Source organism: Stenotrophomonas sp. ATs4, assembly GCF_051861585.1.
Lineage (GTDB): Bacteria > Pseudomonadota > Gammaproteobacteria > Xanthomonadales > Xanthomonadaceae > Stenotrophomonas > Stenotrophomonas maltophilia_AS.
This window is the reverse complement of record NZ_JBLYPK010000005.1, coordinates 350,871-375,255: the sequence shown is the minus strand read 5'-3', so window position 1 is coordinate 375,255 and position 24,385 is coordinate 350,871. Positions and strand designations below refer to the sequence as shown.

Here is a 24,385-nt window from a genome sequence, read left to right as displayed (position 1 = left end):
CGGAGCCCGCGTGACCGAAGCCTCGATTCCTGCACCGCTCACCTCTGACTGGCAGGCGCTGCCACCACGCGCCGCGCGCCTGGCAGCGCTGGCAGGAGCATTCGGCGGTCTGTTCGTGCCGGGCGTTCCGCTGGCAGCAGCCTGGTGGTTCTTCGATCTTCCTGCCGGCCTGTGGGGCGCCGTGGTGGGGCTGCTGGTGGGTATCGTTTTCGGCGCCTGGCTTGGCCGCCGGCGCCTGACCCGCACCCGCTGGCGCTTGGATGCCCAGGGGCTGGGCCTGCGCCGCGATCTGATGTGGCAGCTGGAAACCCGCATTCCCATTTCGCGCGTACAGCACCTGGACCTGCGCCGCGGCCCGCTGGAACGCCGTGCCGGGTTGGCCACGCTGATCGTGCACACCGCCGGCACCCGCATGAGCGCGGTCACCGTGAGCGGCCTGGACCAAGCCGATGCCGAGCGCCTGCGCGACACCCTCTCGCACCAGCTCGACCAGGACGCCGACGCCCTGTGAGCCAGCCGCCGCCCCTGCCTGCGTCGCTGCCCAATGGTGGCGAGGATCATCGCCTGCACCCGTGGTCGTGGCTGTTCGTGCTGATGATGCAGCTGCGCCACTACTTCCTGCCGCTGGTAGCGCTGCTGGTGTTCGGCCAGCGTAGCGACCGCGATCCGATGTGGGCGCAACTCATCCCGCTGTCGGCAATTGCCGTGCTGGTGCTGGTGTCGGTGCTGCAGTACCTCAGCTACCGCTACCGCATTGGCAACGATGCGATCACCGTGCGCAGCGGCCTGCTGGCACGCAACCGGCGCGAGATCCCGTTCGCCCGCATCCACAACGTTGAGGTGAGGCAGAATCCGCTGCATCGCCTGTTCGGTGTGGCCGAGCTGCGCCTCGAATCGGCCGGCGGCGTGCGCCCGGAAGCCGAGATGCGGGTGCTGAAGCTGGACCAGGCATTGGCCCTGGAACGGCTGGTGCGCCAGCGCGGACAAGCGCCGCAGGCCGCCGACGCGGTCACTTCCGGGCAGGTGCTCGACACCGACAGTGAGCGTGTGCTGCTGCGCATGTCGAGCTGGGACGTGGTGCGCATGGGCCTGCTCTCCAACCGCGGCTGGGCGCTGGCGATCGCCGCGTTCGGTGTTCTGTTCCAGACCGTGCCGCGACCGGTGATGGACGATGCCCTGCAGCGCGGCGGCCGCGAGGCCTTCGGCTATGCCAGCCACCTGCATCCCGGCGTGGCCGGCGCCTTCCTGCTGCTGGCCGCGGCGCTGTTGCTGGGCTGGCTGGCGCTGCGTGCGCTGTCGGTGGTGCTGACCCTGCTGCGCTACCACGGCTTCACCCTCAGTGAGCAGGAGCGCCGCCTGACCGTGTCGGCCGGCCTGCTCAGCCGCACCCGCAGCAGCGTGGCGCGACGCCGCATCCAGGCCTGGACGCTGCGCGAAAGCACCCTGCATCGCTGGTTCGGCCTGCGCCAGCTGCGCATCGACAGCGCCGCTGGTGGGCCCGCGCGCGATGAGGACCGTGCCCTGCGCGAACTGGCACCGCTGGCGTCAAATGCGCGTTGCGAGCAGCTGGTGCAGCACCTGCTGCCACAGTTGCAATGGCCGCCACTGCAGTGGCACGCCATTCCCCAGCGTGGCTGGTGGCGGCTGTGCCTGGGCGCGCTGCTGCTGGTGCCTCTGCTGGCTGCAGCCGGGTACTGGCGCTGGGGGCCATGGGGGCTGGTGATATTGGCCTGGTTGCCGGTGGCCCTGCTGGTCGCGCACCGGCAGATGGCACGCATGGGTTGGTACCTGGACGATCACTACGTCGCGGTGCGCGGCGGCTGGTGGAAGCGCTGGTGGCGCTGGGCCGAGCTGGACAAGGTGCAGGGCCTGCGCCTGCAGCGTTCGCCCCTGGACAAGCTGCTGGGCACCAGCAGCCTGCAGCTGGATACCGCCGGCGCACATGGCGACGTGGCACTGACTCTCCACCACCTGCCGCGCGCGCAGGCGCAGCAGGTGATGGAACAGCTGGCGGCAGCGCTGGCACGGCGCAAACTGCGCTGGTGATGCGGGGTCGGATCCCGGCCGTGAACAGGTAGTGCCGGCCGCTGGCCGGCAATCGCAGACACCCCGAGGTTGCCGGCCAGCGGCCGGCACTACTGCAAGCGGGCTCGCGCATCCACGCATGGCGTGGATCTACTGTAGCCGAGCCGATGCTCGGCTTACCGCTGCGACGGGCCCCAGTAGCCCAGGTCCTTGCGGATCTGCAGATCACGCAACCAGGTGCCGAACGGCTTGCGCCGCAGCGCGCCCATCTCGCCTGACAGGAAATCCTCGGTCGCGGCGATCACCCGCTCGCTGGAACGGCCATCACGGTACGGGTGGATGGCATCGGCATAGCGCATGATTTCCGCCTGCAGGGTGGCATCCGGGTGCAGCGCACGCTGCAGCATCGCCGGCAGCTGTGCAGCATCGTCGAAATCAATCATGTGCGGCTTCGGCACGCGGTTGCGGAAGGTCACCACCGGCTTGTGCTGGACGATGAACTCCGAGACGATCGATGAGGTATCCGAGACCAGCACGTCGGCCGCGCGCTGCGCGGCCATCACCTGCTCCGGCTCGATGAAGCACGCATTGGCACCGGCCAGCGCGCGGTAGCGTTCGAACAGCTCCGGCGGGCACTTCGGGTGCAGGGTCAGCAGCCAGTAGCGCTCACCGGCGGCGATGTCCGCGGCGATCGGCTCCAGCAGGTGCGGGGCCGCGCTCAGGCGCTCGGTGAACGTCGAGCCGAACAGGATGACCGGACGCCCGCCGGCCGGTGCACGCAGCGCGGCACTCTCGCCACCATCGTCGCGGAACAGCGGGTCCAGCTTCGGCCAACCGGTCTCGGCCACCGCGAAATGGCCCTGCTGGGCGGCGATCTCGCGGAACGGTGCAGTGGTGGCCGGCCCCTGGGTGCAGTACAGGTCGAACATGCCGCGCACCCGGAAGTGGCCGCGCGCGCTGTCACGCTTCTCCACGTTGAAGCCATGGAACAGCTGCACCTTGGCCCCGGACAGGAAGGTCGGCACCCAGTTGGCGGCGCTGAATACCGCACGCGGGCGCATCGCCAGGGCCTGCTTCAGGCCGATGTTGGGCACTCCCGGCAGGCTGCTGCCGGCCGCGCCGCCCTCGAACCAGGCGGCCACCTCCTGCCCGGAGGCGTGCAAGGCCTGCGCCAACGGGGCGAGAATAGGCAGCGCATAGCGCTCCGTCGCAAACAACAGGTACCCGGCCATCATGTCCTCCACGACCGCTCCCAACGAACGGCCTCGCATCTCGGCGTGCATTATCGCGTTCAACGAGGCCGGCCGCATCGGCGACTGCCTGGCCTCGCTGGCCTTCTGCGATGAGATCATCGTGGTGGACTCGTATTCCACCGACGCCACCGTGGCCATCGCCGAGTCCGCTGGCGCCCGCGTGCTGCAGCGCACGTTCGAGGGCTTCCGCAGCCAGAAGGCGTTCTGTGTCGAACAGGCGAGCCACGACTGGGTGTTGTGCCTGGACGCCGATGAACGCATCAGCCCGGCGCTGCACGCCTCCATCGAACAGGCCCGCCAGGGTGGTTTTGCCGGTCATGCCGGCTACCGGTTCGCCCGCCTCTCGGAGTACTTCGGCAAGTTCCTGCGCCATGGCAACGCCTACCCGGACCGGGTGATGCGCCTGTTCGACCGCCGCCACGGTGGCTGGCGTGGCAAGCGCGAGATCCACGAGGCGGCCAGCGTCGATGGAAGCGTCGCTACCCTGCATGGCGATCTGATCCACTACCCCTACCGCTCGCTTCAGCAGCAGCTGGCCAAGACCGAGAAGTACGCGCGGATGATGGCCGAGCACGAATTCGCGCGAGGCAAGCGGGCCACCCTGGGCAAGCTGGTGCTGGCGCCCGCCTGGCGGTTCTGGCGCGGCTTCGTGTTCCGTGGTGGCTTCCGCGATGGCTGGCATGGCCTGGTGTATGCCTACGTGCGCGCCAACTACGTGCGGCAGAAGACCATCATGCTGTGGATGCTGGGCAATGGGCAGGCGGTGGCCGACCCGGCGCCGCCGGTGGAACGCTCCTGAGCGTGCTGTGTCACACTGCCCGCGCGTTGGCTGAAGGCCCCCCATGAAAATCCTGTACACCAACTTCCACTACGGCGACGGTGGCGGTCATACCACGTACATTGTCTCGCTGGCACGTGCGCTGCATGGCCGGCACACGCTCCATGTCGCAGCCCCCGCCGACAGCCGCCTGATGCGCACCGTGACCGAAGAAGGCATCGCCACCGCGTTGCCGATGGATTTCGGCAGCGGCGTACCGACCCTGCCGCAGCAGCTGGCCGAACAACGCGCGCTGCGCCGGCTGGTCCGCCAGGAAGGCATCGACCTGGTCCACGTCAACGGTGCGCGCGATCATCGCTTCGTGATGCAGGGCCTGCTCGGCATGCGCCGCCCACCGATCCTGCTGACCAAGCACAACAGCAAGCCAACCAACACTTTCGGCAATGTGCTTCGCGCGCGCTGGGCCACCGACCGCGTGATCGCGGTATCGGCCGACACCAAGCGCCTGCTGCAACGCGGGCCCTACCGGCGCTGTCCGATCGATGTGGTCCGCAACGGTGTCGATCTGGAGCGCTATTCGCCGCTGCCTGCCGGAAGCGGCCACGCGCTGCGCCAGCAATGGACGCAGGACCCACAGGCACTGGTGCTGGTCAGCAATGCCGGCACCGACGACTACAAGGGCTGGATCGATCTGGCCCGGGCCATCGCGCGCCTGCCCGATGCGGTCCGCCCGCACGTGCATATGGCGGTGGCCGGCCATCTGCCCAGCGCGCAGCAGCGCGAACAGGTGCAGGCGCTGGGCGAGGCTGCTGCGCAGGTGCACTTCACTGGCCTGCTGGCCGATACCCGCGAGTTGATCGCCGCCGGCGATGTCGGCTTCGTGCTGTCCCACGATGTCGAGACGATTTCCTTCGCCTGCCGCGAAATGATGGCCAGTGGCAAGCCGATGCTGGTCAGCGACTACGCGGGCCTGCCGGAGAACATTGAACAGGATGTCGATGGCTGGGTTGTTGCCACCCGCGACATTGATGCCATCGCCGCACAGCTGCAGACGTTGTACGCACAGCGCGCGACGCTGCCGGAACACGGTCGGGCGGCGCGCCGCCACGCACAGCGCGAGTTCGGCCTGCAGACGTTCGCCGACGCCACGCTGGCCAGCTACCAGACGGCGCTGGCCGGGAACTGAGCGCCGGCACCGTCGCACTCATTCGGCAGCGACGGGCCCCTGCAGACGACGCTCCCGCTCGAGTTCCGTCACCGATGGCCTGCATGGCCCCATGATCGCCGTCGCTGGAACCAGCCACCAGCGGCGCCGATTGGAGATACCTGCCATCTCTGCGCGCGATCGATCAATGCATGCCTGCATCGCATCCTCGTTCACCAGCAACCAGCGTCGCTGCGGCACCAGCCGCTGCCAGCGAACGGCATCCTGCAGTTGTTCATGCCAACGGTTCTCGAAACCAAAGGTCGCCGCCGGGCGATCGGCCATCAACAGGTTCTGTTCCTTCCATGCCACCAATCCAAGTTCGGCCTGCGGGCCGATGCGTGCGCTGACGTCGCGCATCAGGCCACGGGCCGAACTGGAATCATTCAGCACCGGATAGCCCACCACGGCGTACAGCACCCACACCGCGGCCAGGGTCGAGACCAGGGCGTAATGGCGGCGACGGCGACCACACACCCCCAGGCTCAGGGCCGCCCAGATCCCCATCGCCAACGCCGCCCATGCCAGCGCATCGGTGCCACCAGGTGCCAGGCCTCGTCCATGGGTCAGGCGCACTTCGAAGCCCGGATCACCCAGCAGCGCCAGCGCGCCGACCACGGCCAGCGCCGTCGCCAGCAATCCGGTGAATACCGCCAGCACGCCCTGTACATCACGCCGCCTCAGCAAGCCCGGCAGCAACGGTGCCAGCGCCAGGCAGAACATCGGCAGGGCCGGCAGGATGTAGACGTCGCGCTTGCCATGGGGAATCGAGAAGAACAGCACGACCAGCAGCCACCAGGCCAGCGGCAGCAGGTAGCGCGGGTCGCGGCGGCGCAGCCGCCGGCACCAGGCCGGAACCGCCCAGGGCAGCAGCAGGAAGGCGGGGATCCACATCGCCGGCATGACCCCGAGGAAGTACCACCACGGTTGGTGATGGTCCCAGGATTGCGTATAGCGCTGTGCCGTCTGCCGGAACAGGATGTCTTCCATGTAGGCGCGGTACTGGTCCGAACCTGTCGCCAGACCCGTCAGCAGCATCGGTACCAGCCACAGCGACAGCGCCAGCAGGAATGCCAATGGTGCCAGCCAGAAGCGGCCGCCATGCACATGCAGTCGCACCCTTGGCCAGTGCAGCGCCGAGGCGATCGCCGCTGGCACGATCATCATCAGCGCGAGCATGCCCACGCCCTTGGTGATCACGCCGAGACCAGCGAAGAACCAGCCCAGCCACCACCAGCGCCAGGCAGGGCCCAGCAGCAGGTGGCGCAGCAATCCATAGTTGGCCAGGGTGATGAACAGCACCAGCAACGGATCGATCTGCGCCTTCTTGGCCTGGAAGGTGAAGTGCAGCGCGAACAGCAGCGTCCAGCCCGCATACAGCCCGACCTGCCGCGTCCACAGGCGCCGGCCCAGGTCGACCACACACCACAGCGTGCCCAGCGCAGCCAGCAGCGAGGGCAGCAGGAAGGCCACCCGCCAGTGCCCGACCAGGCCGTAAAGCGCGGCCTGCCACCACATCAGCATCGGTGGCTTGTCCGAATACAGCTCGGTGCCACGCAGCGGAAACAGCCAGTGGCCACTGTCAACCATCTGCCTGGCCACAAGCGCGAAGCGCGGCTCGTCAGAAGGCCACGGATCGCGAAGGCCCAGCCCGGCCCCGAGCACCAGCAGCGCCGTCACCACGAACAACCCGGTCTGGCGTGACGCGGGGGATTTCAGCATGGGCCTCGAAGCGGCAGCGGGGTCAGGCTGCTTTTAACAGACGCGCGTAGAAGAAACCGTCAGCATCGTTTTCACCCGGCAGTCTCTGCCGCGCCACACCTTCGCAATCCACGCCGAAGGTGTCATCGAGTGGCTGCGCCATCGCGTCCGGATGCCACTTCAGGAATGCCCGGACCTGATCGATGTTCTCGGCACGCAGGATCGAACAGGTGGCGTACAGCAGCACGCCGCCTGGACGCAACATCGACCAGCAGGCTTCCAGCAAGCGCGCCTGCACGCCGACCAGCGCGTCGATGTCCTCGGCGCGGCGGTGGAACATCACATCCGGCTGACGGCGGATCACGCCCGTGGCCGAACACGGCGCATCCAGCAGGATCGCGTCGAAGGGCACGCCATCCCACCATGACCCGGGGTCACTGGCATCGGCGGCCAGGGTCTGTACGTGCTCACCCACGCCGGTGCGGATGTAGGTATCGCGTGCGCGCGCCAGGCGGCGGGCATCGATGTCCAGTGCCAGCAGGCGCAGGCTCGGATCGCGCTCGAGCAGGTGCGCGGACTTGCCGCCGGGCGCCGCGCAGGCATCCAGCACGCGCGTGCCAGACGCCGGTGCCAGAGCATCGGCCGCACACTGCGCCGACAGGTCCTGCACCGACAGTGCACCTTCGGCGAACCCCGGCAGCTGGTTCACCGCAACGGGAACCACCAGCCGCAGCGCATCTACGCTGAGCGCGCTGGCTTCGGCGGCGATGCCGGCCTCGGTCAGCGCGGCCAGCGCCTTGTCGCGGCCACCCTGCTGGCGGTTGGCGCGCAGCCACAGTGGCGCCGGTTGCAGGCTGGCGCTGAAGATCGTCTCGGCCTGTTCCGGCCAATCGCGTTCAACCGCATCGGCCAGCCATTCCGGGAAGGCATCGCGCGCCGGCTGTTCCGGGAAACCTTCGCGCTGCGCCCGACGCAGGATCGCGTTGACCAGGCCCGCCTGGCGCTCACGGCCCAGAGCACGCGCGGCATCGACCGTGGCCGACAACGCCGCGTGCGCCGGCAGCTCCAGCACATCCAACTGGGCGAACCCGACCATCAGCAGCGTACGCAGGTCGGCGTCACGCGCCGACAGCGGCTTCTGCATCCAGCCCTGCAGGGCAGCGTCATAGGTGCTGCGGCGTCGCAGGACCGCGAAACACAGCGCTTCCAGCAATGCACGGTCGCGACTGTCAGCCAGCTTCGGCAGCGCCCAGGCCAGTTCGGCCTTCAGCGAGCGCCCACGGGTGAACACCTGGGCCAGCACACGTGCGGCCAGCATGCGCGTGGCTGCGCCCGGTGCCGCCTTGGCGACGGAGAAATCGTTCTGCTTCGACACCGCTTACGCTCCCACGCGCAGGTCGCGACGGGCGTTGAGGTAGTCGGCGGCGGTAATCGCCTTGCCACCCTCACGCTGCAGCACACGCAGGCGTAGTGCGCCCTGGCCACAGGCGATGTCGATGCCATCGCGGCTGGCCGCCAGCACCGTGCCCGGCGCCTGGCCGTGGGCCTCATCCAGCGCCACCGCGCCATGGATGCGCACGCGCTCGCCGGCGAGGGTCGCCTCGGCGATCGGCCACGGATTGAAGGCGCGCACGGTGCGTGCCAGCGCCCCTGCATCCTGCGACCAGTCCAAACGGGCTTCGGTCTTGTCCAGCTTGTGCGCGTAGGTCACCCCCTGCTCCGGCTGCGGGCGCGCCACCGGCTTGATGCCCGCGCGCAGCAGGCCCAGCCCATCGGACAGCACCTGCGCACCCAGTTCGGCCAGCTTGTCGTGCAACTGCCCACCGGTATCGGTGGCGGCAATCGGCAGCTCCTGGTGCAGCAGCACCGGGCCGGTGTCCAGGCCGGCCTCCATCTGCATCAGGCACACGCCGGTCTTGGTGTCGCCGGCCTGGATCGCACGCTGGATCGGTGCGGCACCGCGCCAGCGCGGCAGCAGCGAGGCATGCACGTTCCAGCAACCATGGGTCGGAATGGCCAGCACCGCCTTGGGCAGGATCAGGCCATAGGCCACCACCACCATCAGGTCCGGCTGCAGGTCGCGCAGCTGTTGCTGGGCCGCTTCGTCCTTCAGCGACTCCGGCTGGTAGACCGGAATGCCGCGGGCCACGGCTTCAAGCTTGACCGGCGACGGGGCCAGGCCACGGCCACGGCCGGCGGGGCGATCAGGCTGGGTGTAGACAGCGACGACCTCGTGATGGCGCGCGGCCGCGCGCAGCGACGACACCGCGAATTCCGGCGTACCGGCAAAGACAATCCTCATGGCTACCCCACTTGCAGGATGGATTCGTGCAGAAAAGAAAAACGGCGCCGTCGGGCGGCGCCGTACAGCCCGCGCGTGCCGCGCAGGCACGGGCCACCCGAAGGGCGACCCGGATTGGCGATCACGCCACGTGCTTGCGCTGCTTGGCCAGCTTCTTGCGGACCATCTCGCGCTTGAGCGGCGACAGATAGTCGATGAACAGCTTGCCGTCCAGGTGGTCCATCTCGTGCTGGATGCAGGTGGCCAGCACTTCACCGGCCTCCAGTTCCTGTTGCTGGCCGTTGCGGTCCAGGTACTTCACGGTGATGGTGTCGGCGCGGGTCACGTCGGCGAAGATGCCCGGCACGGACAGGCAGCCTTCCTGGTACACACGGCCCCCGTCCTTGGCGACGATTTCCGGGTTGATGAACACATGCGGTTCATTCTTTTCTTCGCTGACGTCGATGACCATGAAGCGTTTGTGCACGTCCACCTGGGTGGCGGCCAGGCCGATGCCCGGGGCGTCGTACATGGTCAGGAACATGTTGTCGATCAGTTCCTGGAAGGCCGGCGTGGTGACTTCGGCGGCTTCGATCAACGCAGCCTTGGTACGCAGGCGCGGATCGGGGAACTCGAGGATGGGGAGAAGAGCCATGGCAGTTTCCGGATTGGGGGCCGGCACGCCGGCATACGTCGCAGATTCTAGCTCCAACGCTTGCCTTGCGCCCCGGTTTCTGGACTATAGTGCGCGGACCTGTTGGGGAATCAGGGCTTCACACCTATGTTGCTTCGTTTTCGTACGGTCGTCGCCGCGGCGATGCTGACCGTGGCTGCCTATGCTACCGCCGTGGAAGTGAATGGCGGGCACCCGGACACCTATGTGGTCCGAAAAGGGGATACGTTGTGGGATATCGCCGCACGTTTCCTGCAGAAGCCGTGGCTGTGGCCGGAGATCTGGCAGGCCAATCCGCAGATCGCCAATCCGCACCTGATCTATCCCGGTGACGTGCTCAGCCTGGCCTACCTGGACCGGGTGACCGTGGCGTCCCAGCCCGGGCCGCGCCAGGACGCTCCGATCGACGCCATTCCGCTGGCCCAGGTCGAGCCGTTCCTGAAGCAGCTGAGCGTGGTCGACAGCATCGAGCAGCTGCCCGCCGTGGCCGGCCTGGAAGAAGAACGCCTGCGTGCCACCAGCGGCCATGCCGTCTACGTGCGCCTGGCCGACGCCCAGCTCGGCCAACGCTGGGCCGTGGTCCGCCCGACCGTACGCTACGCCCAGCCCAAGCCAACCGAGGACCTGACCGCCAACGGCGATGTCACCCCGGGCAGCGGCAACCTGTGGCGGGACTACAGCGCCCCCAACCCCCGCCGCGGCGTGCTCGGCTATGAACTGGCCCAGGTCGCCACCGGCACCATCACCCAGGTCGCCGGCGGCAAGGTCCAGGCGTCCACCCTGGTGCTGGACAAGAACGAGGGCGGCCGCGAGGTCCGCGTTGGCGACCGTCTGGTTCCGGTCGAGGCCCGACCATACGACCTGCAGTTCGTGCCGCATGTACCGGCGGCCAGCGTCGAGGTCGTGGACGTGCGCGTGCTGGCGGTGACCGACATGTTCACCGCGGGTGGCCCGCGCGACGTGATCGCGATTTCGGCGGGCCGCTCCCAGGGCGTGGACAACGGCACCGTGTTTTCGCTGTGGCGGCCGGGCCGCCATGTAGCGGATCGCATGAAGTACCCGACCTCCTCGCGCACGGACGAGGCGCTCAGCGGCACCGTCGGCCGGGTGGTGATGCCGGATGAGTATGCCGCGCACGCAATGGTGTTCCGCACCTTCGACAACGTCAGCTATGCGCTGGTGATGCAGGGCGTGAAACCGGTGCGCGTGGGCTACAACGCGCTGCATCCGGACGCGAAGTAACCATCGCCGGGCTGCCCGGCCACCCCGGGTAGTGCCGGCCGCTGGCCGGCAGGCATTCCCGGCAAAGTCTGACAGCCACACGCGAAGGCGCCCTAGGGCGCCTTTGTTGCATGCGGTCGATAGTGGGGAATGACCAAGCAAATTGATGAGGCGCTGCTGCGCCTGCTGATGGCAGGCGGCGCGTTGGCGCCACGGCGGGCCCTGCTGCAGGCCGCGGGGAGCGCGGAGATTGCGATCACGCAGGGCGCCGCGAACTGGCGCGCGCACGGTTGCACGCCAGAACAGTGCGCGGCACTGGAAGGCCCCGATACCCGAACCTCGGCCGCAGGCCTGCGCTGGCTGCAGGACGACAACCACCATCTGCTCGCCTTCACCGACCCGGCCTTTCCTCCGTCCCTGCTGGACGTCCCCAACCCGCCACTGGCGCTGTTCGTGGCCGGCGACCCCAGCCTGGCGTGGCGACCCTCGGTGGCGCTGGTCGGCAGCCGTTCGCCGACGCCCGGTGGGCGGGCGCTGGCAGCGCGTTTTGCCAGCTGCTTCGTCGAGGCAGGCCTGGCCGTGACCAGCGGACTGGCCGCCGGTATCGATGCCGCCGCCCACCAGGCCACGCTGGACGCAGGCGGCTGCACCGTGGCAGTGATCGGGACCGGACCCGACCGGGCCTACCCGGACAACCACGCCCGGCTGCAGGCGCAGATCGCGGCCGAAGGCGTGGTGCTCAGCGAATACCTGCCGGGCACACCGGCACGGCCTGGCCATTTCCCGGCGCGCAACCGGCTGGTGGCCGGGCTGGCACTGGCGACGGTGGTCGTCGAGGCCGCCCAGCGCTCGGGCGCCCTGATCACGGCACGCTTGGCCGCCGAGGCCGGCCGCGAGGTCTGCGCCCTGCCCGGCTCGGTGCTCAATCCACGTGCGGCGGGCTGCCACCGGCTGATCCGCGAAGGCGCCGCGCTGGTGGAGCGCCCCGAGGAAGTGCTGGAGCTGCTGGCCCCGGCCCTGCGCCAGCAGCTGCCGGACTTGCAATCGCGGTTGGCCACCCCCACTGAACAGGCACCGCCGGCGCTCCTGCCGGCACGCTGGGCCGACGACCCTGACTACCAGTGCTTGTGGCGGGCCCTGGACCACAACCCAAGCGGTATGGATTCACTGATCACGCGCTGTGGATTGACGGCGTCCGAGGTGTCCTCCATGCTGCTGGCCATGGAACTGGCGGGAATCGTGGTGTGCGTACACGGCCGCTACTGTCGAACTCCCTAGTTTCTTCACCTCCACAGCGTCGCGCGACGCAGGCCGAGGGGCAATGAAAGAGAGCATCCTGGACGTACTGCTGTACCTGTTTGAACACTATTTCAGCGAAGATGCGGACCTGATCCGTGACCGCGATTCGCTGCAGAACGGCCTGATCCAGGCCGGTTTCAGCCCAACCGAGATCAACAAGGCATTCGACTGGCTCGATGCCCTGGCCGCGCAGCGGCCGAGCGTGGCCCAGGCAAGGGTCGATGGCCCCGTGCGCGTCTACCACGGCCCCGAGCTGGACAAGCTGGACGTGGAATGCCGTGGTTTCCTGCTGTACCTGGAACAGCACGGCATCCTCGACGCCGACCAGCGTGAGCTGGTGCTGGACCGCGCCATGGCCCTGGACCAGGACGAACTGGACCTGGACGACCTGAAGTGGGTCGTGCTGATGGTGCTGTTCAACCAGCCCGGTTCCGAAGCGGCCTATGCCTGGATGGAAACGCAGATGTTCATGGACGAGCCAGAACCCCTGCACTGACCGTACACTTGGGGGCATAGCGCATTCAGGAGCGTCCCCGTGAGCGAGTGGTTCCATGCAGAAGGCAACCGGCAGCAAGGCCCGCTGCCGGCGGAACAGTTGGTCGAGTTGTTCCGCAACAACCAGATCTCCCTGGACACCCTGGTCTGGCGCGACGGGCTGCCGCAATGGCAGCCGTTGCGCACGGTCGTGGACGAACTCGGCCTGATCGTGCCGGCGCTGGACGCCGCCGCACCGCCGGTCGATGTCGAGCCCGAACCGGAACCCGTCGCGCTGCCGCCGCAACCGCCGGTGCTGCCCCCCTCCACACCCTACGCAACCAGCGCATCGGCTGCGGCGCTGCCGCCTCCGAAGAAGAAACTCTCAGGTTGCGCACTGACCGCCATCATCGGTGGCGCCCTGTTGCTGGTGCTGGTGCCGATCGTGGCCATCCTCGCCGCCATCGCCCTGCCTGCGTACAACGACTACACCCTGCGCAGCAAGGTCTCCGGCGCGGTTACCGTGCTGCAGCCGCTGAAGGACCAGGTCCAGCATTTCGCCGATGACGAAGGCCGCTGCCCGGGCGCCAACGACGCAGGCTTCCCGGCACCGGGCGACTTCGCCCATGCCGGCCTGTCAGCCGTGAACATCGGCCGCTTCAACAACGGCCATTGCGGCATCGAAGCCACGCTGGCCGTGCCGGGCAAGAGCATCGACGGCGACCTGCTGTGGCTGGAATATGACCGCGACAGCGGCCGCTGGGAATGCACCGGCGAAAGCGACGACAAGTATCTGCCAGCGTCGTGCCGCGGTTGAGCCGCACGTACGCCATCCCCTCCAAGGACGACCCAACAGGGAACATGCAATGACTGAGTGGTACTACGCCGAAGGGCAGCAACGCCAGGGCCCGCTGCCGGTCCAGGACATCCGCCAGCGCTTCCAGCGCGGCCAACTGAACCTGGACACCCTGGTCTGGCATGAAGGCATGGCGCAGTGGGCCGCGCTGCGCCAGGTGGTCGACGAGCTCGGGCTGCAGACGCTGGCCGATGCCGGCACCGCCAGCAGCAGCGGCGGCTTCGACCTGCGCGGCGACTACGCTGCCATCGACAACGGCACCGCTCCCCTGCCCGGCACCGGCGCCATCAGCAGCTCGCCGTACAACGCGCCGGCCGCCGCCGGTGCTGCGGGCAATGCACAGCCAGTGGTGGGCGGCGAAGTGATCTACGCCGGCTTCTGGAAGCGCGTGGCGGCCTACATGATCGATTACCTGGTGCTGGTCATCCCGGGCAGCATCATCGGCGCCATCCTCGGCGTGGTCCTCGGCGCCAGCATGGGTGCGGTCGGCAGTGGCGAATCGTCCATCGAAATCGTCGCGCAGCTGGCCAGCGCGCTGATCAACCTGGGCATCGGCATGGCGTACTACACCTGGTTCCATGCCTCGCGTGGCGGCGCCACGCTGGGCAAGATGGCCGTCGGCATCAAGGTCGTGCGCGGCAATGGCGAGCGCCTGACCAAGGCCCGCGCCTTCGGTCGTTACTGGGCCATGCTGCTGAGCAGCTTCACCCTCGGCATCGGCTTCCTGATGGCGGCGTTCACCGAGCGCAAGCAGGGCCTGCACGACATGATCTGCGACACCCTGGTGGTCGACCGCTGGGCCTATACCGACCAGCCGCACCTGCAGCGCCGGGAGCTGGGCACGGTCACCATCGTGGTGCTGGTGCTGACCGCGCTGCTGTCGCTGGCGGGCCTGGTCCTGCTGGTGGCCGCGGTCGGCTTCATCGCCAAGATGGCCTCATGAACGGCCATCCTCACGCCTCGCTGCTTGACATGGGCTGGCTGGGCGTGATTCCTCTAATAAGGTGAAACCTGAACGCCCGGCACACTACCGGGCGTTCAGTTTATGGATTTGCCCGTGGCCGCTTCACTAATGCGGCCGTTTGCTCCACCCTAGCGGCCCCTTCCCCCGGTCCGCCCACAGACCTTTCCCGACATGCCCAAGCACCTGCTCATCGTTGAATCGCCGGCCAAGGCCAAGACGATCAACAAATACCTCGGCAAGGACTACACCGTCCTGGCCTCGTATGGGCATGTGCGTGACCTGATTCCGAAGGAAGGCGCAGTCGACCCGGACAACGGGTTCGCCATGCACTACGACGTGATCGACAAGAACGAAAAGCACGTCGATGCGATCGCCAAGGCTGCCAAGGGCGCCGACGACATCCTGCTGGCAACCGACCCGGATCGCGAGGGTGAGGCGATCAGCTGGCACATCGCCGAGATCCTGAAGGAACGCGGGCTGGTCAAGGACAAGCCGATGCAGCGCGTGGTGTTCACCGAGATCACCCCGCGCGCGATCAAGGAAGCCATCAGCCAGCCACGCGAAATCGCCACCGACCTGGTCGACGCCCAGCAGGCGCGCCGCGCGCTGGATTACCTGGTCGGTTTCAACCTGTCACCGGTGCTGTGGCGCAAGGTGCAGCGCGGGTTGTCCGCCGGCCGCGTGCAGAGCCCGGCGCTGCGCATGATCGTCGAGCGCGAGGAAGAGATCGAAGCCTTCATCGCCCGCGAGTACTGGTCGATCGCCGCCGAGTGCGCGCACCCGTCGCAGCACTTCAACGCCAAGCTGATCAAGCTGGACGGGCAGAAGTTCGAGCAGTTCACCGTCACCGACGGCGACACCGCCGAGGCTGCCCGCCTGCGCATCCAGCAGGCCGCACAGGGTGCGCTGCACGTCACCGACGTGGCCAGCAAGGAGCGCAAGCGCCGCCCGGCACCGCCGTTCACCACCTCCACGCTGCAGCAGGAGGCCTCGCGCAAGCTCGGCTTCACTACCCGCAAGACCATGCAGGTGGCGCAGAAGCTGTATGAAGGCGTGGCCATCGGCGACGAAGGCACCGTCGGCCTGATCTCGTACATGCGTACCGACTCGGTGAACCTGTCGCAGGATGCACTGGCCGAAATCCGCGACGTGATCGCCCGTGACTACGGCATCGCCTCGCTGCCGGACCAGCCCAACACCTACCAGACCAAGTCGAAGAACGCTCAGGAAGCGCACGAAGCGGTGCGCCCGACGTCGGCGCTGCGCACGCCCGCGCAGGTATCGCGCTACCTGACCGATGACGAGCGCAAGCTGTACGAACTGATCTGGAAGCGTGCGGTGGCCTGCCAGATGATCCCGGCCACGCTCAACACCGTCAGCGTCGATCTGTCGGCCGGCAGCGACCATGTATTCCGCGCCAGCGGCACCACCGTGGTGGTGCCCGGCTTCCTGGCCGTGTACGAAGAAGGCAAGGACAACAAGAGCGCCGAGGACGAGGACGAAGGCCGCAAGCTGCCGGCGATGAAGCCCGGCGACCGCGTGCCGCTGGAACGCATCGTGGCCGACCAGCATTTCACCCAGCCGCCGCCGCGTTTCACCGAAGCGGCGCTGGTGAAGGCGCTGGAAGAATACGGCATCGGCCGTCCCTCGACCTACGCCTCGATCATCCAGACCTTGCTGTTCCGCAAATATGTGGAAATGGAAGGCCGCAGCTTCCGCCCGTCCGATGTCGGCCGCGCGGTATCCAAGTTCCTGTCCAGTCACTTCACCCGGTACGTGGACTACGACTTCACCGCCAAGCTCGAGGACGAGCTCGACGCCGTCTCGCGCGGCGAGGAAGAGTGGATCCCGCTGATGTCGCGCTTCTGGGAGCCGTTCAAGGAACTGGTCGAAGACAAGAAGGAATCGGTCGACCGTGCCGAGGCCAGCGGTGCACGCGAACTGGGCACCGACCCCAAGACCGGCAAGCCGGTCAGTGTGCGCCTGGGCCGCTTCGGGCCGTATGCAGCCATCGGCAGCACCGCCGAGGACGCCGAGGAGAAGCCCAAGTTCGCTTCGCTGCGCCCGGGCCAGTCGATGCACACCATCACTCTGGAAGACGCGCTGGAGCTGTTCCTGATGCCGCGTGCCCTGGGTGAGGACAAGGGCGAGGATGTCAGTGTCGGCATCGGTCGCTTCGGCCCGTTCGCCAAGCGTGGCAGCACCTATGCCTCGCTGAAGAAGGAAGACGACCCGTACACCATCGACCTGGCCCGCGCCGTGTTCCTGATCGAAGAGAAGGAAGAGATCGCGCGCAACCGGATCATCAAGGAGTTCGAGGGCAGTGACATCCAGGTGCTGAACGGCCGCTTCGGTCCGTATATCAGCGACGGCAAGATGAACGGCAAGATCCCCAAGGATCGCGAGCCGGCATCGCTGACCCTGGCTGAAGTGCAGCAGCTGATGGAAGAAACCGGCAAGCCGGTGCGCAAGGGCTTCGGCAAGAAGGCCGCCGCCAAGAAAGCGCCGGCCAAGAAGGCGGCCGTGAAGAAGGAAGCCGCGCCGAAGAAGGCGGCAGCCAAGAAAGCCCCCGCCAAGAAGGCCGTCAAGAAGGCCGCCGCGAAGAAGGCCCCGGCCAAGAAGGCCGCTGTAAAGAAGTAGATCCACGCCATGCGTGGATGCTCTGCCACGCCATGCGTGGATGAGGGTCAAGGTGTGCGGACCAACGGTCCGCACCTACCGTCCGCACCCACCACCCCTTCTGCACACAGCGGGGGGATAATGAAGGCCCACGCCGGGCCGGTCGCTGCCATGAAAGAACTCACCCTGCACTCTGCTGTCGCCTCGCTCCGCGCAGGCGGCGTGATCGCCTATCCGACCGAAGCGGTCTGGGGCCTGGGTTGCGACCCGTCGCACGAAGCTGCGGTGCACATGGTGCTGCGGCTGAAGCAGCGCCCGATCGAGAAGGGCATGATCCTGGTCGCCGCCGAGCTGGCGCAGCTGGAAGGTTGGGTGCGCCTGCAGGCGCTGCCCGATGCCCGCCAGCGTGCAGTGCTGGCCAGCTGGCCCGGCGCCAATACCTGGATCCTGCCAGCCGGTCCGCGCGCGCAACCCTGGGTCACCGGCGAGCACAGCGGCATCGCCGTGCGCATCAGTGCCCACCCGCTGGTGGCGGAATTGTGCCGCGCCTGGGGCGGCCCCCTGGTATCCACCAGCGCCAATCTGGCCGGTGAACCGCCGGCACGCAGCCGCGAAGAGCTGGACCCACGCCTGCTGCGCCTGCTCGACGGCATCCTCGACGGGCAGACCGGTGGCCTGGGCCAGCCAACCCCGATCCGCGATGCGCTCAGCGGCAACGTGCTGCGCTCCTGAGCCGGCGATTGCACAGCCACGGACAATCGCGCACCCTGCGGCCATGAACCTGCTGCGCACCACCCTGGGCCTGTGCCTGCTGCTGCCATGCACTGCGCTGGCCGCCGAGGACGTCCGCGTGTACCGCTGCGTTGCCAGCAATGGCGCCGTCGCCCTGCAGGACACGCCCTGCAACAGCGGCCGCCAGGAAGTGCGGGACATGCAGCGTCCGCGCGATCCTGCGCCGCGGGTGGTGCGCAGCGATGCCACGCCACCCGCCCCTGCCGAAACCCCGGTCATCCGCGAGCGCGAAGTACGCCACGTCTACATCCAACCGCCGCAGCCGATGTACGAGTGCGTCGCCGAGGATGGCCAGCGCTACACCAGCGACAACAACGAAGGCAATCCACGTTGGGTCCCCTTGTGGACCAGTGTCTGGCTGCCGCACGGGCATCGCGGCCACGCCCATCCCGGCCCGCGTCCAGCCTTTGGCACACCGGTCGGGACCGCCATCGGTGAAGGCGCAGGTTATCGCCCGCCCCCGGTCGCCATGGGGGTGCAGGTTCCCGCCGGCAGCGTCCTGGTTCGTGACAGTTGCCATGCGCTGCCACCGCAGGACGTGTGCGCGCGCCTGCGCGACCGGCGCTGGGAGCTGGATCGTCGCTACAACAGTGCGCTGCAGAGCGAGCGTACGGCCATCAGCAACGAACAGCGCAGCATCGACGCGCGCATGTCGCGCGATTGCCAACGCTGAGCGCGGCTCCGCATCACAGCCTGTACGCTGTGCGCATGAACAAACTGATCTGGCTGGCCCTGGCCTTGCTGCCTGGCAGCGCACTGGCCGAAACGGGCGTGGTCTATCGCTGTACTTCCAGCAGCAGCGACGTGCCGACCCTGCAGCGTACGCCCTGCCCCGCCGGCAGCAAACAGCAGGTGCTGCGCGTTCCAGACCCCGCCAGTGCGCAGCCGGCAGTGATTGCGCCCGAGCCCGAGCCCGCACCCGCTGCCGTCGCCGCACCGGCACCCGCACCGCCCGCACTGCCCGTGCCGGCCCTTGCCCCCGCAGCCCCAGCGGCACCTCGCCGCGCGGACGAAGGGCGCACGATCATGGAAGCGGGAATGGTTGAACGCGAAGGCGGCAACCAGATCCTCGACAGCGCGACGCTGCGACGCGACGCCGAAGCCCAGTCCGCCGCCAGCGACGGCCCGCCGAAGCCGCCGCTGCCGCCGATCTTCCAGTGCACCGACGGTCAGGGCGGGGGCTATCTGTACGAGTACGAGGCCGCGCCCGGTCGCTGCGAACTGATGACGGTGCAGGGCCTGGGCGGTGTCACGCCGGTCAACGCCGCCGGCTGCGAAGTGGTGCGCGACCGCTGCGAGGAACTGCCCGAGGCACAGCGCTGCGGCAGCTGGCAGCAGCGCTTCCGCGATGCGCGCGGCCGCGAGCGCTTCGTCACGCCGGAGAGCCGCGATGCCGCACGCGACGATCGCGAACGCCTGCAGCGTGTGCTGGAAGCCAGCAACTGCCCGGTACCGCGGTAACTGCATCCACGCATGGCGTGGATCTACTCGACCTCCGCCGGGCCGGTACCGCGGTGACTGCATCCACGCATGGCGTGGATCTACTCGACCTCCGCCGGACATGCCGCGGCGATGTCCGGGCAGCGCCGGGCCATGCCCGGCGGGAGGCGGTGATCAGAACCCGTAACGCAGGAACCCACCGTCGACGGCGATGCACTCGCCAGTGACATAGCTGGCTGCTGGCAGGCACAGGAAGCCCACCGCCGCGGCCACTTCCTCCGGCTCGCCAATGCGGCGCATCGGCGTGCGGTTGATCACTTCCTCGTAGTAGTCCGGGTCCGACAACGGACCGGACGTGCGCCGCGTGCGGATGTACCACGGCGCTACCGCGTTGACCCGGATGCCGTCTTCGGCCCATTCGACGGCCAGGTTGCGGGTCATCTGGTGCATCGCGGCCTTGGTCATGCCGTAGACCACGCCGCTGCGCACATGGGTCAGGCCGGACACGCTGCCGACATTGACGATCGCTGACGAGGCGTGGCGTGCCAGCAGCGGGTGCGCATAGCGCGACAGTTCGAACGCCGAGAACAGATTGGTCTCGAAGATGTTGCGCCACTCGTCTTCGGAGTACTCGGTGGCCGGCTTGCTGATGTTGCCACCGGCGTTGTTGACCAGGATGTGCAGGCCATCGCTGTGGTCTTCCACCCAGTCCAGGATCTGCCGGCGGTCCTCGTCATCGGAGACATCGGCGGCCAGCGCGTGCACCTGGTGCTGCGGATACACGTCCAGCAGTTCGTCGCGCACCGTCTCCAGCATGTCGATATCGCGCCCGACGATCATCAGGTCGGCGCCGAAGCCCGCCAGTTCATGTGCGATCGCAAGGCCGATGCCGGCGCTGGCACCGGTGATCAGGGCGGTCTGGCCGTCCAGGCGCCACCGTTGCTGGGTCATGTGTCCTCCGGGGCCGCGCCCGATGTGTTTCGATGCGGCAAGGATACGCGCTCACGGCAGCCCCCTGCCCGGAATGCGACACTGCGCGCACGCCCACTGCGGAGAGCCGCCATGCGCATCCTGATCGTGTCCACGCCGCTGCTGGCCACCGTGCTGCTGGCAGCGTGCCAACGACCGCCGACGCCCAACCCGGAGAAGCCACCGGCACCACAGGCGATGGCCCGTGCGATGCAAGAACCGCTGGATCGCGCCAAGAGCGCGCAGAAGGCCGTGGAAGATGCTGCCGCACGCGAGCAGAAGGCCGAGGCCGACGCGACGCAATGATCTACAGCGGTAGCGCCAGGCCATGCCCGGCGCTGCCAAACAAAAACGCCCGGCCAGAGCCGGGCGTTTCCAGTAGATCCACGCCATGCGTGGATGGACGCTGCGATCAGAACCCGCAGAAGCAGTACGCCAGCGCCTTCACCGGCGCGCCGTTGCCCTTGTCGCGGGCCGCGTTCTCGACGAAGCGCAGCTGAGTGTCCACTTCCGGCATCGCACGCGCCAGCATCATCCGCGCCATGCCCGAGTCGGACAGCATCCAGGCGCCGGCGCGGCTGCCGGCGAAGCCGCCGACAAACTGCGCGAACGGCGTGGCAGCCTTCTCGATGTAACGCACCCGGTAGGCGTCGGCCTTGCCCAGCTTGGCACGGCTGGCGGCATCGGCCACGGCGTCCTTCAGGCCACCGAAGGCGTCGACCAGGCCGCGTTCCTTGGCCTGCGCACCGCTCCACACGCGGCCACGGGCCACTTCGTCGACAGCCTCGACCGGCTTCTTGCGGGCGTCGGCAACACGACCGGTGAAGTCGGCGTAACCCTTGTTGATCACCGACTGGATGACCTGGCCCACGGCCGGGTCCATCGGGCGGGTAACGTCGAAGGCACCGGCAAAGCGGGTCGTACCGACACCGTCGGTGTGCACGCCGATCTTGTCCAGCGCGCGGCTGAAGTTCGGCACCATGCCGAAGATGCCGATCGAACCGGTGATGGTCGACGGATCGGCGTAGATGCGATCGGCATTCATGCTGATCCAGTAGCCACCGGAGGCGGCCAGGTCGCCCATCGACACCACCACCGGCTTGCCGGCGGCCTGCAGGGCCACCACTTCGCGACGGATCTGCTCGGAGGCGAACACTTCACCACCCGGCGAATTGACGCGCAGCACCACCGACTTCACATTCTCGTCGTCACGCGCGGCACGCAGCAGCGCCGAGGTCGACTCGCCACCGATGCGGCCGGCCGGCAGGTCGCCACCGCTGATCTCGCCGGCTGCCACCACCACCGCCACCTGCGGACGCGAGTCCACCGGGTTGCGGCGCGCGTCGAGCAGGGCCAGGTAGCGGCCGAAGTCGACGTTGCGGAAACCACCGTCGGCATCTTCGTCGGCCACGCCACGCTCGATCATCAGATCCTCGAATTCCTCGCGGGTCTTCAGCGCGGTCACCAGCTTCTGCTGCAGGGCGAACTTGGCCAGGTCACCACCGGCGGCAGAGATGCCTTCCGGCAGTGTGTCGATGCCGGCGGCCAGCTGTGCCGGATCCAGGCGGCGGGCCTTGGCGATGTCGCCCAGGTAGCGCTGCCACACGTCGTTCATCCAGAACAGGTCGGCTTCCTTCGATGCCGGCGACGCAGCATCGAGCACGTACGGCTCGGCGGCGGACTTGTACTCGCCCACCTTGAACAGGTGCACGTCCACGCCCAGCTTGTCCTGCAGGCCGGTGCGGAAGTACTGGCGGTAACGGCCCAGGCCCTCGAGCACCACCGACCCCATCGGGTCCAGGTAGACCTCGTCGGCCTGCGCCGCCAGCAGGTACTGCGACTGGCCCATGCTTTCGCTGTAGGCCACCAGCTGCTTGCCGGACGCACGCAGGTCCTGCAGCGCAGCGGCCACTTCACGCAGCGAAGCGAAGCCGGAGGGCTGCAGCTTGTCCAGCTCCAGCACCACGCGCTCGACCTTCTTGTCTTCCTTGGCCGACTCGATCACCCGCAGCAGGTCGCGCAGCTGGATCTCTTCGGCGCCGTTGTCACCCACCGCCTTGGCCAGCGCGCGGCTGACCGGGTCGGCGCTGAACTGTTCGACCAGGCGGCCTTCCGGCGCGATCACCAGGGTCGTGCGGTCCTGCAGCGATTTGCTGGCACCGGCGCCCATGCCGGCGGCGATGACGAACATCACCAGCAGCAGGAACAGCAGGCCGAAGAACACCAGGTTGAGGATCAACCGGCGGGTGAAATTCATGACGTCCCACAGCCCGATGAAGAAACTGGCGACGGGGTTGCGACGCGCCGGGGGCAGCGGGGGCACGGGTTGATTCATGGAACGCTCCGGAAGGCTTCTTGCCGTAGTGCCAGCATAGCCGGTGCCGCGTGATGCGGCATCGGACACAAGTCAGGGGATCGCCCGCCACGGGTCATCGGGGCGGGCGGGAAGGATCAGGACAGGCTGGACTGGCCGATGCGCAGGCTGCTGCGACGCAGGCGCCAGCCCATCAGGATGGCGGCGGCGGTCAGGCCGACGATCAGGCCGATCCACATGCCCTGCGGGCCCATGCCCAGCCCCAGGCCGAGCCCGGCGCCGAGCGGCATGCCCAGGCCCCAGTACGCGAACATGGCGATGAACATCGGCACGCGGGTGTCCTTCAGGCCGCGCAGCGCACCCGCCGACAGCACCTGGATGCCGTCGGGGAACTGGAAGGTGGCCGCGTACAGCAGCAGGGTCGAGGCCAGACCGGCCACCGCCAGGTCGTTGGTGTAGACACCGACGATGGCATCGTGGCCGAACAGCAGTACCGCCGCCGACAGCGTCTGCGTACCCATGATGATCGCGTAGCCGGCCCAGGCCGCGCGGCGCACGCCGAAGCCATCGCCGCGGCCGACCGCATGGCCCACGCGCACGGTGGTGGCCTCGGCCACACCCATCGGGATCATGAAGCACAACTGCGCGACGTTGATCGCGATCTGGTGCGCAGCCGCTTCGTTGGCACCCAGGCGGCCGATCAGCAGCGCGGTAACGATGAACAGTCCACCTTCCATCAGCACCGTAATTCCGATCGGCAGGCCGGTGCGCAGCAGGTCCCAGATGGCCGACCAGCGAGGGCCTTCGAAGTGCGAGAACAGCTGCAGGTGGGCAAAGCGCTTGGTGAACCACAGATACGTACCGAAGGCGATCGCCTGCAGCCACATCATCACCGCCGAGGCGATGCCCAGGCCTTCGGCGCCCATTTCAGGGAAACCGAGCTTGCCGTTGGCCAGCACATAGCCCATCGGCGCCAGCACCACCAGGCCACCGAAGCCGATCAGCATGGTCGGCAGCGTCCAGTGCATGCCCTCGCTGAGGTAGCGCATGCAGAAGTACAGGGTCAGCGCCGGGCCACCCCAGCGCACCGCATGCAGGAACGCGGTCGCGCCGGGCACGATGTCCGGCGCGATGCCGAACGCGGGCAGCAGCGGCGGCACCACGGTGAGGAAGGTGAACATGATCAGGCCCAGACCCAGCGCCAGCCACAGTGCCTGCCGGAACAGCGGGCCGATCTCGCGCTCGCGGCCCGCGCCATGCAGCTGCGACACCGAGGCGGTGAGCGAGATCAGGGTGCCGATCGGGATCAGCATCGGCAGCCACAGCAGCGCCGTGCCGATAGTCACCGCGGCCAGGGTGGATGTTGCGTGGTGGCCGGCAATCACGTTGTCGACGAAGGAGATCAGACCGGTGGAGACATGCCCGAGCACAAGCGGCAGGGCGAGCAGACCGGTAGCGCCGACTTCCTTGCTGAAGCGCGGCGTGGAGGTTGCAGTAGACATAAGGTGCTTGACGCGAACTA

At 68.0% G+C, this 24,385-nt stretch carries 22 protein-coding genes; 14 read left to right on the top strand and 8 right to left on the bottom strand.

Annotated elements, in window-relative coordinates; genetic code table 11:
- The first annotated feature begins 10 nt into the window (after nucleotides 1-10).
- Entirely contained in the window at nucleotides 11-511 is a 501-nt protein-coding gene (locus ABR323_RS11670) for a PH domain-containing protein (RefSeq protein WP_439449410.1), read from the top strand.
- Nucleotides 508-2,046, top strand: coding sequence for a PH domain-containing protein (locus ABR323_RS11665; RefSeq protein WP_439449409.1), 1,539 nt, complete (start codon nucleotides 508-510; stop codon nucleotides 2,044-2,046). Before ABR323_RS11670 ends, ABR323_RS11665 begins: the two co-directional genes overlap by 4 nt.
- A 155-nt stretch (nucleotides 2,047-2,201) precedes the next feature.
- On the opposite strand, the gene ABR323_RS11660 is transcribed toward ABR323_RS11665, so the two are convergent.
- Nucleotides 2,202-3,260 (bottom strand): CDP-glycerol glycerophosphotransferase family protein, encoded by a 1,059-nt coding sequence (locus ABR323_RS11660; RefSeq protein WP_439449408.1) that lies wholly within the window; start codon nucleotides 3,258-3,260, stop codon nucleotides 2,202-2,204.
- Between ABR323_RS11660 and ABR323_RS11655 the strand changes: the two genes are divergently transcribed.
- Together ABR323_RS11655 and ABR323_RS11650 are read left to right on the top strand one after the other, a co-directional pair.
- The gene (locus ABR323_RS11655) at nucleotides 3,259-4,077 is read left to right on the top strand and encodes a glycosyltransferase family 2 protein (RefSeq protein WP_439449407.1); all 819 of its coding nucleotides are present in this window, start codon (nucleotides 3,259-3,261) and stop codon (nucleotides 4,075-4,077) included. The genes ABR323_RS11660 and ABR323_RS11655 overlap by 2 nt on opposite strands.
- 43 nt (nucleotides 4,078-4,120) lie before the next feature.
- On the top strand, nucleotides 4,121-5,242 hold the full coding sequence (locus ABR323_RS11650; protein ID WP_439449406.1) for a glycosyltransferase family 4 protein: 1,122 nt from the start codon (nucleotides 4,121-4,123) through the stop codon (nucleotides 5,240-5,242).
- Between the two features lie 18 nt (nucleotides 5,243-5,260).
- Here the strand turns inward: ABR323_RS11650 and ABR323_RS11645 are convergent, their stop codons facing one another.
- The 4 genes from ABR323_RS11645 to def form a co-directional block, all read right to left on the bottom strand.
- A complete protein-coding gene (locus ABR323_RS11645; protein WP_439449405.1) occupies nucleotides 5,261-6,982 on the bottom strand; it encodes an ArnT family glycosyltransferase in 1,722 nt (573 codons plus the stop codon).
- Between the two features lie 22 nt (nucleotides 6,983-7,004).
- On the bottom strand, nucleotides 7,005-8,336 hold the full coding sequence (rsmB, locus tag ABR323_RS11640) for a 16S rRNA (cytosine(967)-C(5))-methyltransferase RsmB (RefSeq protein WP_439449404.1): 1,332 nt from the start codon (nucleotides 8,334-8,336) through the stop codon (nucleotides 7,005-7,007).
- 3 nt (nucleotides 8,337-8,339) lie between these two features.
- A complete protein-coding gene (gene fmt, locus ABR323_RS11635; protein WP_439449403.1) occupies nucleotides 8,340-9,263 on the bottom strand; it encodes a methionyl-tRNA formyltransferase in 924 nt (307 codons plus the stop codon).
- Between the two features lie 121 nt (nucleotides 9,264-9,384).
- Nucleotides 9,385-9,897 carry a peptide deformylase gene (def, locus tag ABR323_RS11630; RefSeq protein WP_135275248.1) on the bottom strand — a complete coding sequence of 171 codons (513 nt, stop codon included), beginning with the start codon at nucleotides 9,895-9,897 and terminating at the stop codon, nucleotides 9,385-9,387.
- A gap of 126 nt (nucleotides 9,898-10,023) precedes the next feature.
- On the opposite strand from def, the gene ABR323_RS11625 reads away from it, so the two are divergent.
- From ABR323_RS11625 to ABR323_RS11585, 9 genes are all read left to right on the top strand, one after another.
- A complete protein-coding gene (locus ABR323_RS11625) occupies nucleotides 10,024-11,157 on the top strand; it encodes a LysM peptidoglycan-binding domain-containing protein (RefSeq protein WP_439449402.1) in 1,134 nt (377 codons plus the stop codon).
- Nucleotides 11,158-11,286: 129 nt separating this feature from the next.
- On the top strand, nucleotides 11,287-12,414 hold the full coding sequence (dprA, locus tag ABR323_RS11620) for a DNA-processing protein DprA (protein WP_439449401.1): 1,128 nt from the start codon (nucleotides 11,287-11,289) through the stop codon (nucleotides 12,412-12,414).
- Between the two features lie 43 nt (nucleotides 12,415-12,457).
- Entirely contained in the window at nucleotides 12,458-12,931 is a 474-nt protein-coding gene (locus ABR323_RS11615) for a DUF494 family protein (protein WP_005411195.1), read from the top strand.
- 39 nt (nucleotides 12,932-12,970) lie between these two features.
- Complete coding sequence (locus ABR323_RS11610; protein WP_135275251.1) at nucleotides 12,971-13,726, top strand: pilin; 756 nt, start codon at nucleotides 12,971-12,973, stop codon at nucleotides 13,724-13,726.
- 49 nt (nucleotides 13,727-13,775) lie between these two features.
- Nucleotides 13,776-14,708, top strand: coding sequence for an RDD family protein (locus tag ABR323_RS11605; RefSeq protein ID WP_439449400.1), 933 nt, complete (start codon nucleotides 13,776-13,778; stop codon nucleotides 14,706-14,708).
- 192 nt (nucleotides 14,709-14,900) lie between these two features.
- Complete coding sequence (locus ABR323_RS11600; RefSeq protein ID WP_135275253.1) at nucleotides 14,901-17,369, top strand: DNA topoisomerase I; 2,469 nt, start codon at nucleotides 14,901-14,903, stop codon at nucleotides 17,367-17,369.
- Between the two features lie 120 nt (nucleotides 17,370-17,489).
- On the top strand, nucleotides 17,490-18,080 hold the full coding sequence (locus tag ABR323_RS11595; RefSeq protein WP_439449399.1) for a Sua5/YciO/YrdC/YwlC family protein: 591 nt from the start codon (nucleotides 17,490-17,492) through the stop codon (nucleotides 18,078-18,080).
- A 43-nt stretch (nucleotides 18,081-18,123) separates the two neighbouring features.
- Nucleotides 18,124-18,813 (top strand): DUF4124 domain-containing protein, encoded by a 690-nt coding sequence (locus tag ABR323_RS11590; protein WP_439449398.1) that lies wholly within the window; start codon nucleotides 18,124-18,126, stop codon nucleotides 18,811-18,813.
- A 35-nt stretch (nucleotides 18,814-18,848) separates the two neighbouring features.
- Nucleotides 18,849-19,601, top strand: coding sequence for a hypothetical protein (locus ABR323_RS11585; RefSeq protein ID WP_439449397.1), 753 nt, complete (start codon nucleotides 18,849-18,851; stop codon nucleotides 19,599-19,601).
- A 153-nt stretch (nucleotides 19,602-19,754) separates the two neighbouring features.
- On the opposite strand, the gene ABR323_RS11580 is transcribed toward ABR323_RS11585, so the two are convergent.
- Nucleotides 19,755-20,531, bottom strand: a complete 777-nt coding sequence (locus ABR323_RS11580; RefSeq protein ID WP_135275257.1) for an SDR family oxidoreductase — start codon at nucleotides 20,529-20,531, stop codon at nucleotides 19,755-19,757.
- 111 nt (nucleotides 20,532-20,642) lie between these two features.
- Between ABR323_RS11580 and ABR323_RS11575 the strand changes: the two genes are divergently transcribed.
- Nucleotides 20,643-20,855, top strand: coding sequence for a hypothetical protein (locus ABR323_RS11575; protein WP_135275258.1), 213 nt, complete (start codon nucleotides 20,643-20,645; stop codon nucleotides 20,853-20,855).
- Nucleotides 20,856-20,961: 106 nt separating this feature from the next.
- Here ABR323_RS11575 and sppA read toward each other — a convergent pair whose 3' ends face one another.
- Nucleotides 20,962-22,884, bottom strand: coding sequence for a signal peptide peptidase SppA (sppA, locus tag ABR323_RS11570; RefSeq protein ID WP_135275259.1), 1,923 nt, complete (start codon nucleotides 22,882-22,884; stop codon nucleotides 20,962-20,964).
- 116 nt (nucleotides 22,885-23,000) lie between these two features.
- On the bottom strand, nucleotides 23,001-24,365 hold the full coding sequence (locus tag ABR323_RS11565) for an MATE family efflux transporter (protein ID WP_439449396.1): 1,365 nt from the start codon (nucleotides 24,363-24,365) through the stop codon (nucleotides 23,001-23,003).
- Nucleotides 24,366-24,385 lie beyond the last annotated feature (20 nt).

What these genes read in the sequence shown, in the direction of transcription:
- ABR323_RS11655 (WP_439449407.1), top strand. Translation starts at nt 3,259, where the DNA reads ATGTCCTCCACGACCGCTCCCAACGAACGGCCTCGCATCTCGGCGTGC.
- ABR323_RS11660 (WP_439449408.1), bottom strand. Translation starts at nt 3,260, where the DNA reads ATGATGGCCGGGTACCTGTTGTTTGCGACGGAGCGCTATGCGCTGCCT.
- ABR323_RS11650 (WP_439449406.1), top strand. Translation starts at nt 4,121, where the DNA reads ATGAAAATCCTGTACACCAACTTCCACTACGGCGACGGTGGCGGTCAT.
- ABR323_RS11645 (WP_439449405.1), bottom strand. Translation starts at nt 6,982, where the DNA reads ATGCTGAAATCCCCCGCGTCACGCCAGACCGGGTTGTTCGTGGTGACG.
- fmt (WP_439449403.1), bottom strand. Translation starts at nt 9,263, where the DNA reads ATGAGGATTGTCTTTGCCGGTACGCCGGAATTCGCGGTGTCGTCGCTG.
- def (WP_135275248.1), bottom strand. Translation starts at nt 9,897, where the DNA reads ATGGCTCTTCTCCCCATCCTCGAGTTCCCCGATCCGCGCCTGCGTACC.
- ABR323_RS11625 (WP_439449402.1), top strand. Translation starts at nt 10,024, where the DNA reads ATGTTGCTTCGTTTTCGTACGGTCGTCGCCGCGGCGATGCTGACCGTG.
- dprA (WP_439449401.1), top strand. Translation starts at nt 11,287, where the DNA reads ATGACCAAGCAAATTGATGAGGCGCTGCTGCGCCTGCTGATGGCAGGC.
- ABR323_RS11615 (WP_005411195.1), top strand. Translation starts at nt 12,458, where the DNA reads ATGAAAGAGAGCATCCTGGACGTACTGCTGTACCTGTTTGAACACTAT.
- ABR323_RS11605 (WP_439449400.1), top strand. Translation starts at nt 13,776, where the DNA reads ATGACTGAGTGGTACTACGCCGAAGGGCAGCAACGCCAGGGCCCGCTG.
- ABR323_RS11600 (WP_135275253.1), top strand. Translation starts at nt 14,901, where the DNA reads ATGCCCAAGCACCTGCTCATCGTTGAATCGCCGGCCAAGGCCAAGACG.
- ABR323_RS11595 (WP_439449399.1), top strand. Translation starts at nt 17,490, where the DNA reads ATGAAGGCCCACGCCGGGCCGGTCGCTGCCATGAAAGAACTCACCCTG.
- ABR323_RS11590 (WP_439449398.1), top strand. Translation starts at nt 18,124, where the DNA reads ATGAACCTGCTGCGCACCACCCTGGGCCTGTGCCTGCTGCTGCCATGC.
- ABR323_RS11585 (WP_439449397.1), top strand. Translation starts at nt 18,849, where the DNA reads ATGAACAAACTGATCTGGCTGGCCCTGGCCTTGCTGCCTGGCAGCGCA.
- ABR323_RS11580 (WP_135275257.1), bottom strand. Translation starts at nt 20,531, where the DNA reads ATGACCCAGCAACGGTGGCGCCTGGACGGCCAGACCGCCCTGATCACC.
- ABR323_RS11575 (WP_135275258.1), top strand. Translation starts at nt 20,643, where the DNA reads ATGCGCATCCTGATCGTGTCCACGCCGCTGCTGGCCACCGTGCTGCTG.
- sppA (WP_135275259.1), bottom strand. Translation starts at nt 22,884, where the DNA reads ATGAATCAACCCGTGCCCCCGCTGCCCCCGGCGCGTCGCAACCCCGTC.
- ABR323_RS11565 (WP_439449396.1), bottom strand. Translation starts at nt 24,365, where the DNA reads ATGTCTACTGCAACCTCCACGCCGCGCTTCAGCAAGGAAGTCGGCGCT.